This is a genomic window from Methylobacterium pseudosasicola (assembly GCF_900114535.1).
Lineage (GTDB): Bacteria > Pseudomonadota > Alphaproteobacteria > Rhizobiales > Beijerinckiaceae > Methylobacterium > Methylobacterium pseudosasicola.
This window is the reverse complement of record NZ_FOTK01000067.1, coordinates 1-17,171: the sequence shown is the minus strand read 5'-3', so window position 1 is coordinate 17,171 and position 17,171 is coordinate 1. Positions and strand designations below refer to the sequence as shown.

Here is a 17,171-nt window from a genome sequence, read left to right as displayed (position 1 = left end):
GCGTGGAGCGGGCGCACACCTCCGCCGCGGGGGCGGCCCCCAAGGTGTCCTTGTATCACCTCGTCCTACAGATCCGCGGCGGCTACGAGGGGCTGCTGATCGCTCTGCCCCCTGAGCACTGGACGGCCTGCGGTGCGACCGACCCACCGGCCCTGGCCGCGCGCCTGCTGAGCTTGGCCCGCAGGATCGACCCCGGGCGCGTGACGGTCGGCAGGCGAAAACCCAAAGACCCCGCGGCAGAACCTAAGCGCGCCAGCAGAGGTCACGTCGCAACCGCAAGGATCCTCAACAGCCAAACACCTTAAAAGGGCTGGGGCATAGCCCTTTTGTATCCGAAACTTACGAGCCAAAGCTCGCGTGCAGCCTCAAGACCGATGAGGCGGCTGTCTCACCACTTGTAGCTCAGGCTCGCGGTGACCCGTCGGGCCTCTCCGTAGAAGCAGGCGTTGATCGACGTGCACGACGAGACGAAGCGCTTGTCGAAGATGTTGGCGGCGTTGATGGCGAAGCGCCAGTTGCCGCTGGTGTAGTGCACCAGCGTGTCGAACAGCACGCGCTCGGGCACCTTCAGCGTGTTGTCGGTCGTCGCGAAGGAGGACCCGACGTAGCGCACGCCGCCGCCGAAGCCGAAGCCCGCGAACTCGCCCGTGGGGATCGTGTAGTCGCCGAACACCGAGGCGAAGGTCTGGGGCACGCCCGCCGGCGTCCGGCCGACATTGTCGCCCCGCTCGATCTTCAGGTCGTAGCTCGTCACCGAGGCGATCACGTTGAGCTCAGGCGTGATGCTGGCCGTGAGCGACCCCTCGAAGCCCCGCGAACGCGTCAGCCCGAGCTGGAGCGAGTTGTTGACGTTGCTCGGGTCGGTGGTGAGCGAGTTGTTGAGCGCGAGGTCGAAGAACGCGGCCGTGACGAAGAGATTCGTCCCCGGCGGCTCGTACTTCACGCCGGCCTCGTACTGCTCGCCCGTGGTCGGCTTGAACGGCTGGCTGAAGGCGTTGGTGCCCACCTGCGGGTTGAACGAGGTCGCGTACGAGATGTAGGGCGCGAGCCCGAAGTCGAAATTGTAGATCAGCGCGAAGCGCTCGGTCGCCGCGTTCGCGTTCTGGGTCGTGCGTGAGATCGGGCTGGCGAGCTTGTTGTTGACCTCGTTGGTGGTGAAGTCGCCGCGGCCGGAGGCGATCATGGTCAGCTCGGGCGTGAGCTTGATCTGATCCTGCACGTAGATTCCGGTCTGCTGGAACTGATCGAAGTTGATCAGGTAGGGCGTGACCGGCCCGGCCGGGCTGACGAAGTTCGGCGCGGCCAGGTTGAACGGATCGACGCCGAAAAACGTGCCCTGGTTGTCGTTCAGGCTGAAGTACTTGTAGTCGACGCCCATCAGGAACGTGTGGGCGAACAGGCCGTCGCTGAACCGCGCGATCGCCTGCGTGTCGACGTTGAGCTGGCGGGCCGTCGAGGCCGCCTGGAAGCGATAGCGGCTGAGCTGGGTCTGCGTGGTCGGATCCAGGTAGCCGATGCCGCCGCCGAGCGAGTTGTCGTAGGATTGCGAGATCGCGTAGCGCGCGTTCTGGCGCACCGTCCAGACGTCGTCGAACACGTGCTCGAACTCGTAGCCGATGAAGGCCTGCGTGCGCCGGTACCGGTCCTGGATGTTGTCCTGGGTGTTGTACGAGCGCGGAATCCGCAGGCCCTCGGCCTGCGGACGCACCGTGCCGTAATAGGGCAGGAACGCGTTGATGCGGCCGGTCTCGTCGTGCTGGAAGCTCGACAGGATCGTGAAGGTCGTGGCCCCGTCCGGCTTGTAGGTGAAGGACGGCGCGATGTAGCCGCGATTGTCCTCGACCCCGTCGACCTGGGTCCCGCCATTCCGCCCGATGGCGGTCAGCCGGTAGAACCAGTGCCCCTCCGCGTCGGCCGGGCCGCCGAGATCGAAGGCGAAGTACTTCTGCCCGAACGAGCCGCCGCCGGCCTCGATGTAGCGCAGCGGGTCGAGGGGCGGGCGCTTCGACACGAGGTTGACGACGCCGCCGGGGTTGCCGGCGCCGAACAGGACGGCGGAGGGGCCGCGCAGCACCTCGATACGCTCCAGGCCGAACGGCTCCAGCTGGAAGCCGCCGAAGCCGAAGTTCAGAAGCTGCAGGCCGTCCTTGTACAGGCCGGTATCGTTGGTGGTGAACCCGCGGATCAGGAAGAAGTCCTGGCGCGTGTCCGGGCCGAAGGGACTGCCGAACACGCCGGGCGCGTACTGGATCGCTTCCGAGACCGATTGGGGCTTCTGCGCGTCGAGCTGCTGGCGCCCGATCACGGTGATCGATTGCGGCGTCTCGATCAGCGGCGTGTCGGTCTTGGTGGCGGTGAGCGAGCGCTTGGCGACGAAGCCGGTGATCGGCCCGCGCGGGTCATCCCGCACCGGTCCGGCGACGACCGGTCCGCCGCCCTGGCCGGTGACGCTCAGCTCCTCGAGCTGCACGCTCGATTGCGCGGTCTGACTGCCGAGGTTGCTGGCGCGCGGACGCGGCGGCGTCGCGTCCTGGGCCAGCGCTGGCGCGGCCTGCGCCAGCACAGCGAGAGAAGTGCTGGCCAGGAAGGCATCGACGAGGAGGGCCCGCAGGACGCCGGAACGGGGGTGAACGACTCGCATCTGCCTGAGCCCTGTACGACGCTGCGGACAGCCGACCGCGTTCGCCGGGATCGGTCCCGGCGGGGCTGCTCCGCTCTTTAGAACTGTGATAAACTGCTGTTATTATTCAGCTTTCTGCCATACGCAGTACGTGCAGCCAGGCTTGGCCGCAAGCGGGTCACGCGCGGAAGGCGAGGGCTGTTGCGGTTACGACACGCAGCGTTAGAGGCGCCCGTGAGGCGGCACGGGAGCGGGCAGGGCGCTGCCGCGAAGGGGCCGTGGAGATGCCTGTGGACGCCGCGGAACCGGTCGCGGCGTCGGGACCCAAGACGCTACTTCACCCGGGTCGCGAGCCAGCCGGCCACGGCGTCCGCCACGGCATCGCTGTTGGTCTCCAGCATCACCATGTGGCCGTTGCCGCGCAGGCCCTGATCGGCCAGCCGGATCGCGTCGGGCTTGGCGCCGGCCTGGGTCAGGAAGGCGACCGTGCAGGCATCGTAGGTGGCGTGGAACGAGGCCTCGGCGGTCACCACCACGGTCGGCACCTTGGCGAGGTTCGGCAGGGTCCGGATGGGCTCGGCCTGCAACCAGCAGCGAATCTGGCCTTCCCCAGCCTTGGCGTCGGGGATCTTGGCCTGCTGCGCCACGACGAGATCCTCCGGCGCCTTGACCGGCGGGTCGAAGGTCAGCGGCATGCGGGTCAGCCCGTAGGCGCGGGCGCGGCCATCCCCGGACCGTTCCCAGAAGTCCTTGCCGCCCCGGAACTGCACGTCGAAGAAGGGCGGTCCGTTCGGCTCGACGCTGACATGGGCCTTCACCAGGTCGGGCCTGGCATCCGAGGCCGCCCAGCCGAACAGGGCACCCTGGCCGTGGGTGAGCAGGATCGCCGGCCCGATCTTTTCGAGCAGCGCCACCAGGGCCGGGTCGACGAGCTCTTCCGTCTGCTGGCCGTTGGCCAGGAACGGGACCTGGCTGGCGAAGAACTGATCGAACGCGGCGTTGCCCTGAACGCCGGTGCCGCCCGGCCATTGCGTGTGGAGCTTGGCCTGCGGGAACAGGTCGTAGACCTCCGGGGCCGTGTAGGTCTTCTCGAGGCCGCGGGTGCCGAGCCGGTCGTAGGGGCCGTAGACCTCCGGGTTGGTGCCCGAGCGCCCGCGCCCGACCTGATCGACCACATAGACCTGGTAGCCCTTCTCGACGAAGCGCTGCACCCAGCCCGGCCTTCCATCCGCGGTGGCGAGGAAGTTCACCCCGGTCTGGGCGAGCCCGTGCACCATCACCACCGGATAGGGCCGGGTGATCCGGGCGGGCGTGCGCGACTGCACGAACATCTGGCCGACCATCACGGTCTTGTCGCCGAGCTTTTGATACCGGCCGCCGATGTAGAAATAGCCGGCCCGGGTGACCGGCTCCTGGGCGGGCTCCTGGGCCCGAACCGGCGCCGCGGCGAGGCTCAGGCCCTGAACCGCCAGCCATCCCCCCAGAACGCAGCCGGCGATGCCCGCCGCGATACTCTTGCCGGCCATACGTCTCTCCCCGGATGCGATGCCCGCATCGGGCCGGCTTATTGCGGGAAACGGCGCGTCCGACCAGCACCGCCGGTTGATACCGGAGCCCGAACCTACACGCATGCCAGGCCCATCACGGCGACGCTGGTGGAACCGGGACCGCACGCCCACCTTCGGAGCATCGCAGGCGCCCTGATCGGCGCCCCTCGCCCGGAATGCCCGCGGCGAGACCCACTAAGGACGTCACGCCGTGGACCCCGCTACCGCCAAGATCCTGGTTTCCGCCGCTCTGGTTGCCTCGATCAGTCTGTTCAGCCTCGTGTCGATCCAGGCCTTCATCGCCCAGATCGCGGCCGATCTCCGCGCGGCCAAGGCGGTGCGCGTGCCGGTTCGCGCCGAGCGTCCGCAGCCCCCGCAGGCCTGATTGGTCCCGCCTCAGTTTCCGTCCTGGCGTGCCCGCTCGCGCAGGATGAATTTCTGGACCTTGCCGGTGGAGGTCTTCGGTAGCTCGCCGAAGATCACGTGGCGCGGCAGCTTGTAGGACGCGAGCCGCCCCCGGCACCACTGGATCAGGTCGTCGGCGCTGGGCGACGCCCCCGGCTTCAGCTCGACGAAGGCGCAGGGCGTCTCGCCCCATTTCGCGTCCGGGCGGGCGACCACCGCGGCCGCCGATACCGCCGGGTGCTTGAACAGGGCGTCCTCCACCTCGATCGACGAGATGTTCTCGCCGCCCGAGATGATGATGTCCTTCGAGCGGTCCTTGAGCTGGACGTAGCCGTCTGGGTGCTTCACCCCGAGATCGCCGGTGCGGAACCAGCCGCCCCGGAACGCGGCCTCGGTGGCCGCCGGGTTCTTGAGGTAGCCGCGCATCACCACGTTGCCGCGCATCATCACCTCGCCGATGGTCGTGCCGTCGGCGGGCACCGGCTCCATCGTCTCCGGGTCGCGCACGTCGAGGGCTTCCAGAACTGGGTAGCGCACCCCCTGGCGCGCCTTCTTGGCCGCCCGCTGGTCCGCCGCCAGGGCGTCCCAATCCGCGTGCCAGGCATTGACCACCGCCGGGCCGTAGCTCTCGGTCAGCCCGTACAGGTGGGTCACGTCGAACCCGGCCTCCGACATCCCGGCCAGCACCGCCTCGGGCGGGGGGGCCGCCGCTGTGAAGAACGCCACCCGCCGGGGCAGGTCCCGGCGCTCGGAATCGGGGGCGTTGATCAGCATCTGCATCACGATCGGCGCGCCGCAGAGATGCGTGACCCCGTGCTCGGCCATCAGCCGGTACATCGCCTCCGCCCGGACCTGGCGCAGGCAGACATGGGTGCCGGCCACGATCGACAGGGTCCAGGGGAAGCACCAGCCGTTGCAGTGGAACATCGGCAGGGTCCAGAGATAGACCGGGTGCTGCCCGAGGCCGCCGGTGATGACGTTGCCGAGCGCCAGCAGGGCCGCGCCCCGGTGGTGGTAGACCACGCCCTTCGGGTCGCCGGTGGTGCCCGAGGTGTAGTTCAGCGCGATCGCGTCCCACTCGTCGCCGGGCAGCTGCCATTCATGCTCCGGGTCGCCCCCCGCCAGGAAGGCTTCGTAATCCGTCTCCCCGAGCTTGGCGCCCGGCCCGTCATACTCCGGGTCGTCGACATCGATGACGAAGGGTCTTGGCTCCAGGCCCTCCAGCGCCGCCGCGGCGGTCTTGGCGAATTCCCGGTCGGTGATCAGCACCTTGGCCTCGCCGTGCTCCAGGCAGAAGCGAATCGCCGCGGCGTCGAGGCGGGTGTTAAGGGTGTTGAGCACCGCCCCGGTCATCGGCACGCCATAATGGCACTCGACCATCTCGGGGGTGTTGGCGAGGAAGGCCGCCACGGTGTCGCCGCGGCCGAGCCCGCGCCGCGCCAGCGCAGAGGCCAGGCGGCGGGCGCGGGCGTAGAGGTCCCGGTAGGAGCGCCGCAGGGGCCCGTGGATCACGGCGACCTGCTCGGGGAACACCCGCGCCGCCCGGTCCAGATAGAGCAGGGGGGTCAGCGGCTGGTGGTTGGCCGGCACGCGATCGAGATCGCGGTCGTAGATCGTGTCGCGGGCCATCGGCGTCCTCCCGGCATTGTGTTGTCGGGACAGTAGCTTGTGGGCGCGGGCGCGATCAATCGCGCTTCCGGGGAGACGCGCTCAGTGGCGCGGCTCGTCTTCCGGCTCGGGCAGGAAGCTGGCGAGCTCGAAACCGATCTCGATCATCAGGCGCTCGATCTGCTCGACCAGCACCGGCCGCTGCAGGGCATGGGCGAGGTCGCGCAGGGCGATGACGTGCTCGGCCATCCGGTTCACGACCCGCTCGCTCTGCACGAGGTTGGCCGTCTGCTCCTCGGTCCGGTCGATGGCGATGCCCCGGCCCTGCAGGGTGCGGCCCGTGGGATCGCGGTCGATTCGCCCGCGCATCAGCAGGGTGCGGATGCCGCTGCGGGTGTCGCGGGTGCGGAACTCCGCCTCCAGGGTGCCGCCGGTCTCGGACACCGCATGCAGGTAGCTCTCGATCCGGATGCGATCCTCCGGATGGGTCCGGTCGAGAAACACCGCCAGGGACACCCCGGTGGCTGCCGCTACCGGGTCGAGGCCGAGCAGCCCCGCCAGGGAGGCCGAGAGCGCCAGCCGGTCGGCCCAATGATCGTGGACCCACGTACCGACCACGCCGGACGCGTCGAGGACGGATTGCGGGATTGGGGCTTCGGCCATGCCATTCCTTGCCGGGCTGTCGAACGCCGTCAAACCTGAGGTTATCAAATCCATCGCGGTCGCGGCGCCGGCAATCCTAACGCTACGGTATCCTCTAGCGGCTGAAAAGGCCGTTCAGGAATTAGACACCACAAATGTTAACCTGAAGTATAGAATGCCCGTCATGTCCGCGAATCCTGCCTCGGCCCGGCCGCCCGGGCGAGTGGGACCTGCTTTAACGGGTCGTTAACCATGACGCCCCCAACCTGCCGCACGACATCCTTGGGTCACAGGATCGCGGCAGCCCGTGATCATGCACCTGAGGTTGCCCGGCGCGGGCGCGGCAATTCGGATTGCCCGCGCCCCGGCGGATGCACGGGGCCTTCTGGAGGACGCCCAGGATGAAAGCGATCACCTTCGTCACGCAGAAGGGCGGCAGCGGCAAGAGCACGCTGTGCATTTCCCTGGCGGTGGCCGCCCGGGAGGCGGGTCACACGGTCTGCATCCTCGAGATGGACCGCCAAGCCACGATCTCGGACTGGCTCGATCACCGCACCGCCGACGGTCCCGAGGTCGCCCAGATCGACGCCACGCAGATCGACGCCGTGATGGAGCGCCTGCGGGAATCCGCCTACGATTTCGTGTTCATCGATACGCCGGGGGTCGATTCCACCGGCACGCTCTCGGCGATTCGCGCGGCGGACCTGTGCATCATCCCGTGCCGGCCGACCCCCGCCGACCTGCGGGCGTTCAAGCCGACGCTCGCCGCGGTCTACCGGCTGGAGAAGAAGTTCGCCTTCGTGCTGAACCAGACCCCGCCCCGCTCCTACCGGGTCCGGGACGCGGCCGACGGGCTCGCCGTGCTCGGCATCCTGCCCGACGTGAACATCGTCGCCCGCACCGACCACCAGGACGCGATCGGCCTCGGCCAGGGCGTCACCGAGTTCAATCCCAAGGGTCAGGCCGCCGGGGAAGTCCGCCGCCTCTGGTCCTGGATCGAGCGCCGCACGCAGTCGCTGAGGACGGGCCAGCATGTCCAAGCCGCCTAAGCTCAGTCTCGCGGCGATCGTCGCCTCGGCGAACCCGCCGGACCGGCACGCGGCCCGGCCGCAGGGCGCCGAGATCGTGACCCTGGCGCTGGCGCCCCCGGCCGCGAAGCCGGCCGCCACGCTGAAGCAGCGCGCCCGGCAGATGTCGGTCTATCTGGAGCCCCCGGTCTACGACCAGCTCCGGGACCTCGCCTATGCCGAGCGGACCAAGATGCACGCCCTGATGCTAGAGGGCCTCGACCTTCTGTTCAAGCAGCGCGGCGCCCGCTCCATCGCGCAGCTGACCGACACCCAGTCCCGCTGAGCCGGGCGGGGCTCGGCCCTGCCCAGGGTGCTTGCAGAGTTCGTACTGACAACAACCCTGTCATCCCGGGGCCGCGCAGCGGAGCCCCGGGATGACGGGGGGGATGCCGATGGGGCCTCGGACATCCGTGACCCGTCTCCCACTTCCATGCCGTTCCTTCGGCAACCGCCCGGCGAAGGTTGCGCCCGGGCCATCAGGCCGGTCCTGCGCGGTCTCGACCGATCGACCCCGCTGGTGCGGGTCCTTGCGGGCCGCTCAATCCGAACACCTCGAAAGCGCCCGGCCTTGATCGCCTGAAACGAGAACCATCGATCTATCAAACATTTGCTGGTAAATCCTGATGCGCTGCGTGAGGTCCGGAGGGGGCTCGGCGGCAGCTTCTGAACCGCGACCGCAGGCGTCGTTCAGGCTTCCTTTACGAGACCGCTACAATTCTGGGTGGACCGGCTGAGCCCAGGGGCGCGGCCGGTGCCGGTCTGTTTCCCGGCCATGGTCCCGCGTCGCGTTTTGGTGATCCTCGATATGGTGCGCACGACCCTTCCCCGGCCTGCGCGCCTCGCCCTGCGGCTCCTGGCCGTCTCGGGCGTGGCCCTGGCCACGGCCAACTGCGCCACCAATCCCCAGCAGCAGAAGCTCAGCCCCGGCAACGGCATCGACCCGAAATACGGGGTCAAGGCGAGCCCGCGCCTCTACAACGAGGGCGACGTGATCCCGAAGGGCGGCGGGCGCCGCTACACCGGCAAGCCTTACGTGGTGGCGGGCCAGACCTACGTGCCCAAGGAGGATCCCCGCGGCTATGTGCGGGAGGGCCTGGCCTCCTGGTACGGCTCGGCCTTCCACGGGCGCATGACCGCCAACGGCGAGGTGTTCGACCGCCACTCGATCGCCGCCGCGCACCCGACCCTGCCGCTGCCGAGCTACGCGAGGGTGACCAACCTCGACAACGGCTCCTCGATGATCGTGCGGGTCAACGACCGCGGCCCCTACCATGCGGGCCGGGTCATGGACGTCTCCGAGGAGGCGGCCGAGGCCCTGGGCTTCCACCGCCGCGGCACCGCGCGGGTGCGGGTCGAATATGCCGGCCGGGCCTCGGTCGCCGGCAGCGACGACCGCAAGCTCCTCGCCAGCCTGCGCACCGACGGGCAGCCGGCCGGCCGCTCCACCGTGATGATGGCCGATCTCGGCCCCTCCGAGGATCCGGAGCGCTACACGCGCTCGGCCCCCGAGCCTCTGGCCTTCAAGCCCGCCCCCGAGCGCGAGCAGCCCACCGAAGACCAAGCGCCGCGGCCCGAGCGGCCCACCCCGGTCCGTGCCCCGATCATGATGGCCTCGGCCGCTATGCGGGTGCCGGCCGCCGTCCAGCCGACCGCCCCGAAGGTGCGGGATTTCCGGCCGGCCCCGGTCCAGGTCGCCGAGCAGAAGGCCACGGGATCCAGGGTCGCCGACGCCAAGGGCGCGGGCGTGAAGGTCGCGGGCCTCAACCCGGCCTCGGGCCATGGCGCGCCGCAGGCGACTGGGCCTGGGGCGGCGAAGCCCGCTGGCCGTCCGGCCTTCGCGGAAGCCGCCCGGCCGCCGGTGCGGGCCGGCGGTGCCCCGGCGAAACTCGTCTCGGCCGCCCCCGCGGCTTTGCCGGCCGCCTCCAAATCCGCCCTGGCGCATCTCGCCTCCGCGGCGGCGCCGGCCAAGGCTTCGGCCAGCGGCACCAAGGCTGCGGCGCCCATGAAGGTTGCCGCCGCCGCGAAGGCGCCGGCTCCCGGGAAGGCCGGGCCCGCGACCAAGACGGCCGCGCCCGCCAACGCCAAGCATCCGCGCCTGGCCGGGATCTACTGAGGCGACACCGGCGCGCCCAAAAGGGCCGCCGGTGCCGCAATGCGGCATTTCGCATTCGATCCGACCCTGAAACCGTAATATGGTCACGCTTGTTATCCGGATGCGGTTGGCGTTCTTCCAACCGGGCCGCAGGCGTGGGACGGAACGGTGATGCGCAGGACCTTTCTCACCCTTCTCGCGGCCGCCTGCGCCCTGGGGGCGGGCCTCGCCGGCGCCGCGGCCCAAAACTTCCAGACGGCGGCCCCGCACGCGATCCTGATCGACGCGGATTCCGGCTCGGTCCTGTTCGAGAAGGCCGCGGACGAGCGGTTCTCCCCGGCCAGCATGGCCAAGCTGATGACCACCGACATCGTGTTCGAGGCGCTGAAATCCGGCCGCCTGTCGATGGACACGGAGTTCACCGTGACCGAGGACGCCTGGAAGCGGGGCGGGGCCGGGGGTGGCGGCTCGTCGATGTTCGCGCAGGTCAACAGCCGCATCAAGATGTCGGACCTGCTGCGCGGCCTGATCGTCCAGTCGGGCAACGACGCCGCGATCACCATCGCGGAGAACATGGCCGGGACCGAGGAGGCGTTTGCCGGGCTGATGAACCAGCGCGCCAAGGAGATCGGGCTGACGAACTCGACCTTCCGCAACGCCACCGGCTATTCGGCGCCCGACCAGAAGGTCACGGCCCGGGACATGGCCAAGCTCGCCATCCACATCATCGACACCTACCCGGACCTCTACAAGATCTTCGCCGAGAAGGAGTTCACCTGGAACAAGATCCGCCAGCAGAACCGCAACCCGCTCCTGGCCCTCGATATCGGCGCCGACGGGCTCAAGACCGGCTACCTGGAGGAATCCGGCTACGCGCTCACCGGCTCGGCGGTGCAGAACGGCCAGCGCCTGGTGCTGGTGGTCTCCGGCCTCAAGACCGCCCGGGACCGGGCCGCGGAAGCGCGCAAGCTGATGGAATGGGGGTTCCGCGCCTTCGAGACCCGGCAGATCTTCGCCACCGGCGAGACCGTGGCCGAGGCCTCGGTGTTCGGCGGCCAGTCCGGGTCCGTGCCCCTGGTCTCGAAGAAGCCGGTGCGGGTGCTGCTGCCCCGGGGCTCCAACGACCGGGTCAGCGCCAAGGTGGTCTATACCGGGCCCCTCGTCGCCCCCGTGGAGGAGGGCCGGCAGGTCGGCACCCTGCGGATCCAGCGCGGCGACACCGTCGCCCTCGACCAGCCGCTGTTCGCCGGCGCCACGGTCGAGCCCGGCACCCTGTCGCAGCGGGCGATGGATGCGGCGCTGGAATTCGGCACCGGCCTCGTTCGAAAAGCCTTCGACCGGGTCGGCAAGAAGGACGCGAAATCCGGCGACCGGACGGCCGATCCGACGTGAAGTCTTGTCCGTGATCGTGCCACGCGTCGAAGAGTCCGCGCCGGGAACCTTCATCACCTTCGAAGGCGGCGAGGGCGCCGGCAAGTCGACCCAGATCGCCCGCCTGGCCGCGACCCTGCGGGCGCGCTCTGGGCAGGCGGTGTGCGTGACCCGCGAGCCCGGCGGCTCGCCCCGGGCGGAAGAAATCCGCGCGGCCCTGCTCGGCGGGGTCGCCAAGCCCTACGGCCCCTTCGCGGAGGCGCTGCTGTTCAGCGCCGCCCGGATCGACCATCTCGACCGGCTGATCCGCCCGGCCCTGCGCCGGGGCGAGATCGTGCTGTGCGACCGCTTCATCGACTCGACCCGGGCCTACCAGGGTGCCGCGGGCGGCCTCGAACCGGCATTAGTGACCGCCCTGGAGCGGGTCGTGGTCGGCCCGACCCGGCCCGACCTGACCCTGATCCTCGACCTGCCCCCCGAGGCCGGCCTCGCCCGCGCAGCCGGGCGCGGTGTCGGGGCCGACCGGTTCGAGGCCGAATCCCTCGCCTTCCACACGCGGCTGCGCGAGGCCTTCCTGGCGATCGCCCGGGCCGAGCCGCAGCGCTGCGCGGTGATCGATGCCGCCCGCGATCCCGAGTCGGTGGAATCCGCGATCCGCGCCACCGTGGCCTCCCGCCTGCCCGGCCTCCTGCCGATGAAAGGAAGCCGCGGCGATGCCGCCTGAGATCCGCACCATGAAACTGGCAGACCGCGCCGCCGACGATGTCGAGCCCGGCGACCTCCCGGGCATCCCGCGCCCGCGGGAGACCCGGGCGCTGGTCGGCCACGAGGCCGCGGCCGAGGCCTTCGGGGCCGGGATCGCGGCGGGGCGCCTGCACCATGCCTGGCTGATCGGCGGCGCCCCCGGCATCGGCAAAGCGACCCTCGCCTACCGGGTCGCCCGCCGCCTGCTCGCCTATCCCGCGGGCGGCGGACCGGCCGGGCTCGACGTGCCGGAGGACAACCCCGTCGCCGGCAAGGTCGCCGGCCTGTCGCACCCGAACCTGGTCGCCCTGCGCCGCCACCGCACCGCCGGCGCCAAGGCGCTGCCCACCAAGATCTCGGTGGACATGGTCCGCCGGGCCCTGGACCTGTTCGCCTCGACGGCCACCGATTCCGGCTGGCGGGTCTGCATCCTCGACAGCGCCGAGGACCTGAACGCCAACGCCGCCAACGCCCTGCTCAAGGTGCTGGAGGAGCCGCCGCCCCGCGCCCTGTTCCTGATCCTGGCCCACCAGCCCGGGCGCCTGCTGCCGACGATCCGCTCCCGCTGCCGGGTGCTGATGCTGCGCCCGCTCGCGCCCGAGGCGGTGGCCCAGGTGGTGCGCGGCCTGCCCGAGCCGTTCCCGCAGCCCGACGAGGCCGCCCTGGCCCGGGCGGTCGCCCAGTGCGAGGGCTCGGTCGCCCGGGCGCTGGCGATGCTCGATCCGGTCACGGCCGGCCTCGTCGCCGAGGTCGAGACCCTGCTGGCCCGGGCGCAGACGCCCGATTGGGGCCGGGTGCTCAAGCTCGCCGAGACCCTGGCCGGGCGCGACGCCGAGGCGCGGTTCGAGGCCGCCCAGGACGCAGTGCTGCGCTTCGTCTCGGCCGAGCTCGACCGGCGCCGGGACGAGCCGCCGGCCCGCCTCGCCGCCCTGGTGGAGGTCGCCGAGCGGTTCGGCCGCGCCGCCCGGGAGGCGGCGATCTACAATCTCGACCGGCGTCCAGTGGTGCTGTCGTTGTTCGGGGATCTCGCCGAGGCGGCCTCGTAAACGGTGCGCGCGCCGGGACGACCAGGGCTCCGCCCTGGACCCGCAAAAGGTCTCGGACCGTCTGAATCCATGATCGTCCGCGCGGCAGCGGCGGTTGCGTCCCAGCTCCGGCCGCGCGACAACGCGAAAAACCTCTCGCGATCATCCGGAACACCACTGACGTGACGTCCAACGCCCCGGCGCACTCCAAGAAGACTTTTGGCCTCTCGACCGCGATCTCCTACCCCAACGGCGCGCCGCATATCGGCCACGCCTACGAGGTGATCGCCGCCGACGCCATCGCCCGCTTTCACCGGCTGGACGGCTACGACGTGCTGTTCTCCACCGGCACGGACGAGCATGGCCTCAAGATCCAGCAGGCGGCGACCCGGGCCGGTACCAGCCCGCGCGCCTTCGTGGACGGCACCGCCGCCCGCTTCCAGGCGATGGCCGACCGGATGGATTGCGCCTACGACCGCTTCATCCGCACCACCGAGCCCGGCCATTACGAAGCCGCGCAGGAGATCTGGCGGCGGATGGAGGCCAACGGCGACATCTATCTGGACAAGTACGCCGGCTGGTACTCGGTGCGCGACGAGGCCTATTACGACGAGGCCGAGACCCGCCTGCTGGAGGATGGCAGCCGCCGCAGCCTCGCCACCGACACGCCCGTGGTCTGGATGGAGGAGGAGAATTTCCTGTTCCGGCTCTCGGCCTATCAGGACCGGCTGCTGAAGCTCTACGAGGACCAGCCGGACTTCATCGGCCCGGAAACCCGGAAGAACGAGGTGGCGAGCTTCGTCCGCTCCGGCCTCAAGGACCTGTCGGTCAGCCGCACCAATTTCGACTGGGGCGTGCCGGTGCCCGGCCATCCGAACCACGTCATGTATGTCTGGGTCGACGCCTTGACCAATTACCTCACGGTCACGGGCTTCCCCGACGCGGAGGCCCCCCTAAAAAAATTCTGGCCGATGGACCTGCACGTGATCGGCAAGGACATCGTCCGCTTCCACGCGGTCTACTGGCCGGCCTTCCTGATATCGGCCGGGCTGCCCCTGCCCAAGCGCGTCTTCGGCCACGGCTTCCTGCTCTCCAAGGGGGAGAAGATGTCGAAGTCGCTGGGCAACGTCCTCGACCCGTTCGAGCTCGCCGACACCTACGGGGTCGATCCCGTGCGCTACTTCGTGCTGCGCGAGGTGCCGTTCGGCGGCGACGGCAGCTACAGCCACGAGGCGATCATCGGCCGGATCAACGCCGACCTCGCCAACGACCTCGGCAACCTCGCCCAACGCTCGCTCTCGATGGTCGCCAAGAACTGCGACGGCGCGGTGCCGGATCCCGGCGCTCTGGACGAGGCCGACCGCGCCCTCCTGGCGCTGGCCGACGCGCTGCCCGGCAAGGTCCGGGAACTGATGGGCGATCTCGCGCTCCACAGCGTCCTGGCTGAGATCTGGGCGGTGGTGGCCGAGGCCAATCGCTATTTCGCCGGCCAGGAGCCGTGGAAGCTGCGCAAGTCCGATCCGGCCCGGATGAACGCGGTGCTCTACACGACGCTCGAAGCCCTGCGGGCCTTCGGCATCCTGGTCCAGCCCTTCGTGCCCACGGCGGCCTCCAGGCTCCTGGACCTGCTCGCCGTGCCGTCAGACCGGCGCAATCTCGCCGATGTGGGGGAGGGCGGCCGCCTGGTGCCCAGCACCGCCTTGCCCGCCCCGGCCCCGGTCTTCCCCCGGTTCGAGCGGCCCGAAGCACCGGCCGCCTGACAGCGATCCGAGACACGATGCTGATCGACAGCCACTGCCATCTCGATTTCCCGGATTTTTCCGCCGACCTGCCGGGGGTGATCGCCCGTGCCCGGGACGCGGGCGTCACCGGCATGCTCACCATCTCGACCCGGGTCGCCCGGGCCGAGACCTACCGGGCGATCGCCGAGGCCCATCCCGAGATCTGGTTCACCATCGGCACCCATCCGGACGGGGCCGCCGAGGAGCCGGATGTGCCCGCCGAGACGATCGCGGGGATCGCGAAGGCGCATCCCCGCTGCGTCGGGATCGGCGAGGCCGGGCTCGACTACCATTATCCCGACGGCGCCCCCGAGGCCGTACAGGAGCGGGTGCTGCGCGCCCATATCGAGGCGGCGCGCCTGTCCGGCCTGCCCCTGGTCATCCACGCCCGGGATGCCGACGATCACATGGAGCGGGTGCTCACCGACGAGATGGGCAAAAAGCCGTTCCGGGCGGTGCTGCACTGCTTCTCGTCGGGCCGGCGCCTCGCCGAGGTTGGGATCGAGTTGGGGCTGTCGATCTCGTTCTCCGGCATCGTCACCTTCCGGCGCTCGCATGCGCTGCGCGACATCGCCCGGAGCGTGCCTCTCGACCGGATCCTGGTGGAGACCGACGCGCCGTTCCTCGCCCCCGAACCGCATCGCGGCCGCACCAACGAGCCGGCCTACACGGCCGACACCGCCCAGTCGCTGGCCGAGACCCTGGGACTGTCCGCCGAGGACTTCGCCCGGCTCACAACGGCGAATTTTTTCGCCCTGTTCGACAAGGCGAAAGCGGCATGATCGATCCGGGCGCCGCGCCGGCGAGCCTGAGCCTGCGCATCCTCGGCTGCGGCTCGTCCGGCGGGGTGCCGCGGGTCGCCAGCGGTTGGGGTGCCTGCAATCCGGAGGATCCGCGCAACCGCCGCCGCCGCTGCTCGATCCTGGTCGAGCGCGATTCCGGGGGAGGGCGGACCACGCTGCTGGTCGACACTTCGCCCGACCTGCGCGAGCAGCTCATCGATGCGGGCGTCCAGCGCCTCGACGCCGTGCTCTACACCCACGCCCATGCCGACCACACCCACGGCATCGACGACCTGCGCCCCCTGGTGATCACCATGCGCGGGCGCATCCCGGTCTATGCCGACGCGCTCACCCGGTCGCTGCTGACCACGCGGTTCGGCTACTGCTTCGAGACGCCCCCCGGAAGCGCCTATCCGCCGATCCTCGACCTGCGCGATCTGCCCCCTGAGCTGACTCTCGACGGGCCGGGCGGCCCGATCCCGGTGGAATCACTCCCGGTGGAGCACGGCACCGAGGCGGCCCTGGGCTTCCGGTTCGGCCGGGCCGCCTACATGCCCGATGTCAGCCTGATCCCGGAGGCGAGCCTGGCCCGGCTCCACGGTCTCGACCTCCTGATCATCGATGCCCTGCGGGACACGCCGCACCCGACGCATTTTTCCGTCTCTGATGCCCTGGCGCTGATCGCCGAGACCAAGCCCCGCCGGACGGTGCTCACCAACCTCCACACCGATCTCGACTACGCGGCCCTGGCGGTGCGCCTGCCGGAAGGTGTCACGCCGGCCTATGACGGGATGACCCTGACCCTCGACGCCTGAGACCCATTTCGGGGGAGGGGGCACAATCGGAGGTAGGGGCCGAAGCGGCTGTCACACCCCTGTCGTCGCCGGAGGCCAAGAAAATCGGCTCCACCCCGGAACAACCCTGTTGACGGCCGGGAACCAGCTGCGTATACACCCCTCATCGGCGCCGGCCGCGGAAGTGGCCCGGGCGCGGAGGCATCTTCTGACAGATCTGCGGGGTTGGCCGGCGGGAAAGCCGGGCAGCTTGCTGTTTGTCTCTAGTCGGTTGGGTCTCAGGATCCTGCCGCACGGTCTTTGACATTGTTGGAATTGAGGAAGGGAGACGCGGACGGCGTTTGTCCTTGCGGTCGGAGCTTTGGCTTCGACAAGTGAGAGACTAGTGCCGATCGTCGTGTTTCTCTTTTTGAGCTCACCGATCTGGTTGCGCTGTGAAGCGCTGCTTGATCGATTGTGAGGCTCCGTCTGAGTAACTACGTGATCGGCCAGATCAATCTCTTCAACGTGAGAGTTTGATCCTGGCTCAGAGCGAACGCTGGCGGCAGGCTTAACACATGCAAGTCGAGCGGGCACTTTCGGGTGTCAGCGGCGGACGGGTGAGTAACGCGTGGGAACGTGCCCTCTGGTTCGGAATAACTCAGGGAAACTTGAGCTAATACCGGATACGCCCTTTTGGGGAAAGGCTTG

The 17,171-nt window shown here is 69.7% G+C and carries 14 protein-coding genes, 1 rRNA gene and 1 pseudogene; 12 read left to right on the top strand and 4 right to left on the bottom strand.

Annotated elements, in window-relative coordinates; genetic code table 11:
- Nucleotides 1–305, top strand: a pseudogene (locus tag BM228_RS34975) (hypothetical protein); the annotation flags it as partial.
- 83 nt (nt 306–388) lie between these two features.
- On the opposite strand, the gene BM228_RS30980 reads toward BM228_RS34975, so the two are convergent.
- Both BM228_RS30980 and BM228_RS30975 read right to left on the bottom strand, forming a co-directional pair.
- On the bottom strand, nt 389–2,641 hold the full coding sequence (locus tag BM228_RS30980) for a TonB-dependent siderophore receptor (protein ID WP_092046764.1): 2,253 nt from the start codon (nt 2,639–2,641) through the stop codon (nt 389–391).
- Nucleotides 2,642–2,952: 311 nt separating this feature from the next.
- On the bottom strand, nt 2,953–4,146 hold the full coding sequence (locus BM228_RS30975) for an alpha/beta hydrolase (protein WP_092046763.1): 1,194 nt from the start codon (nt 4,144–4,146) through the stop codon (nt 2,953–2,955).
- Nucleotides 4,147–4,378: 232 nt separating this feature from the next.
- Here BM228_RS30975 and BM228_RS34970 point away from each other — a divergent pair, with 232 nt between their 5' ends.
- Complete coding sequence (locus BM228_RS34970) at nt 4,379–4,552, top strand: hypothetical protein (RefSeq protein WP_167367878.1); 174 nt, start codon at nt 4,379–4,381, stop codon at nt 4,550–4,552.
- Between the two features lie 11 nt (nt 4,553–4,563).
- Here the strand turns inward: BM228_RS34970 and BM228_RS30970 are convergent, their stop codons facing one another.
- A complete protein-coding gene (locus BM228_RS30970; RefSeq protein WP_092046760.1) occupies nt 4,564–6,201 on the bottom strand; it encodes an acyl-CoA synthetase in 1,638 nt (545 codons plus the stop codon).
- 81 nt (nt 6,202–6,282) lie between these two features.
- Nucleotides 6,283–6,843, bottom strand: a complete 561-nt coding sequence (locus BM228_RS30965) for a PAS domain-containing protein (protein ID WP_092046759.1) — start codon at nt 6,841–6,843, stop codon at nt 6,283–6,285.
- Nucleotides 6,844–7,223: 380 nt separating this feature from the next.
- On the opposite strand from BM228_RS30965, the gene BM228_RS30960 reads away from it, so the two are divergent.
- The 10 genes from BM228_RS30960 to BM228_RS30915 all read left to right on the top strand — a co-directional run.
- On the top strand, nt 7,224–7,871 hold the full coding sequence (locus BM228_RS30960; protein ID WP_058194852.1) for a ParA family protein: 648 nt from the start codon (nt 7,224–7,226) through the stop codon (nt 7,869–7,871).
- Complete coding sequence (locus BM228_RS30955) at nt 7,855–8,175, top strand: ribbon-helix-helix domain-containing protein (protein WP_092046756.1); 321 nt, start codon at nt 7,855–7,857, stop codon at nt 8,173–8,175. Before BM228_RS30960 ends, BM228_RS30955 begins: the two co-directional genes overlap by 17 nt.
- 522 nt (nt 8,176–8,697) lie before the next feature.
- Nucleotides 8,698–10,005, top strand: a complete 1,308-nt coding sequence (locus BM228_RS30950; protein WP_092046753.1) for a septal ring lytic transglycosylase RlpA family protein — start codon at nt 8,698–8,700, stop codon at nt 10,003–10,005.
- A gap of 150 nt (nt 10,006–10,155) precedes the next feature.
- Complete coding sequence (locus BM228_RS30945; RefSeq protein WP_092046750.1) at nt 10,156–11,376, top strand: D-alanyl-D-alanine carboxypeptidase family protein; 1,221 nt, start codon at nt 10,156–10,158, stop codon at nt 11,374–11,376.
- A 10-nt stretch (nt 11,377–11,386) separates the two neighbouring features.
- Nucleotides 11,387–12,079, top strand: coding sequence for a dTMP kinase (gene tmk, locus BM228_RS30940; RefSeq protein ID WP_092046769.1), 693 nt, complete (start codon nt 11,387–11,389; stop codon nt 12,077–12,079).
- A 10-nt stretch (nt 12,080–12,089) separates the two neighbouring features.
- On the top strand, nt 12,090–13,145 hold the full coding sequence (locus BM228_RS30935; RefSeq protein WP_092046772.1) for a DNA polymerase III subunit delta': 1,056 nt from the start codon (nt 12,090–12,092) through the stop codon (nt 13,143–13,145).
- A 161-nt stretch (nt 13,146–13,306) separates the two neighbouring features.
- Nucleotides 13,307–14,884, top strand: coding sequence for a methionine--tRNA ligase (gene metG / locus BM228_RS30930; RefSeq protein WP_092046748.1), 1,578 nt, complete (start codon nt 13,307–13,309; stop codon nt 14,882–14,884).
- 17 nt (nt 14,885–14,901) lie between these two features.
- The gene (locus tag BM228_RS30925; RefSeq protein ID WP_092046745.1) at nt 14,902–15,687 is read left to right on the top strand and encodes a TatD family hydrolase; all 786 of its coding nucleotides are present in this window, start codon (nt 14,902–14,904) and stop codon (nt 15,685–15,687) included.
- Nucleotides 15,684–16,502, top strand: coding sequence for an MBL fold metallo-hydrolase (locus BM228_RS30920; protein WP_092046743.1), 819 nt, complete (start codon nt 15,684–15,686; stop codon nt 16,500–16,502). The genes BM228_RS30925 and BM228_RS30920 overlap by 4 nt, the downstream gene beginning before the upstream one ends.
- Before the next feature lie 482 nt (nt 16,503–16,984).
- Nucleotides 16,985–17,171: ribosomal RNA gene (locus BM228_RS30915) — 16S ribosomal RNA — on the top strand; the annotation flags it as partial.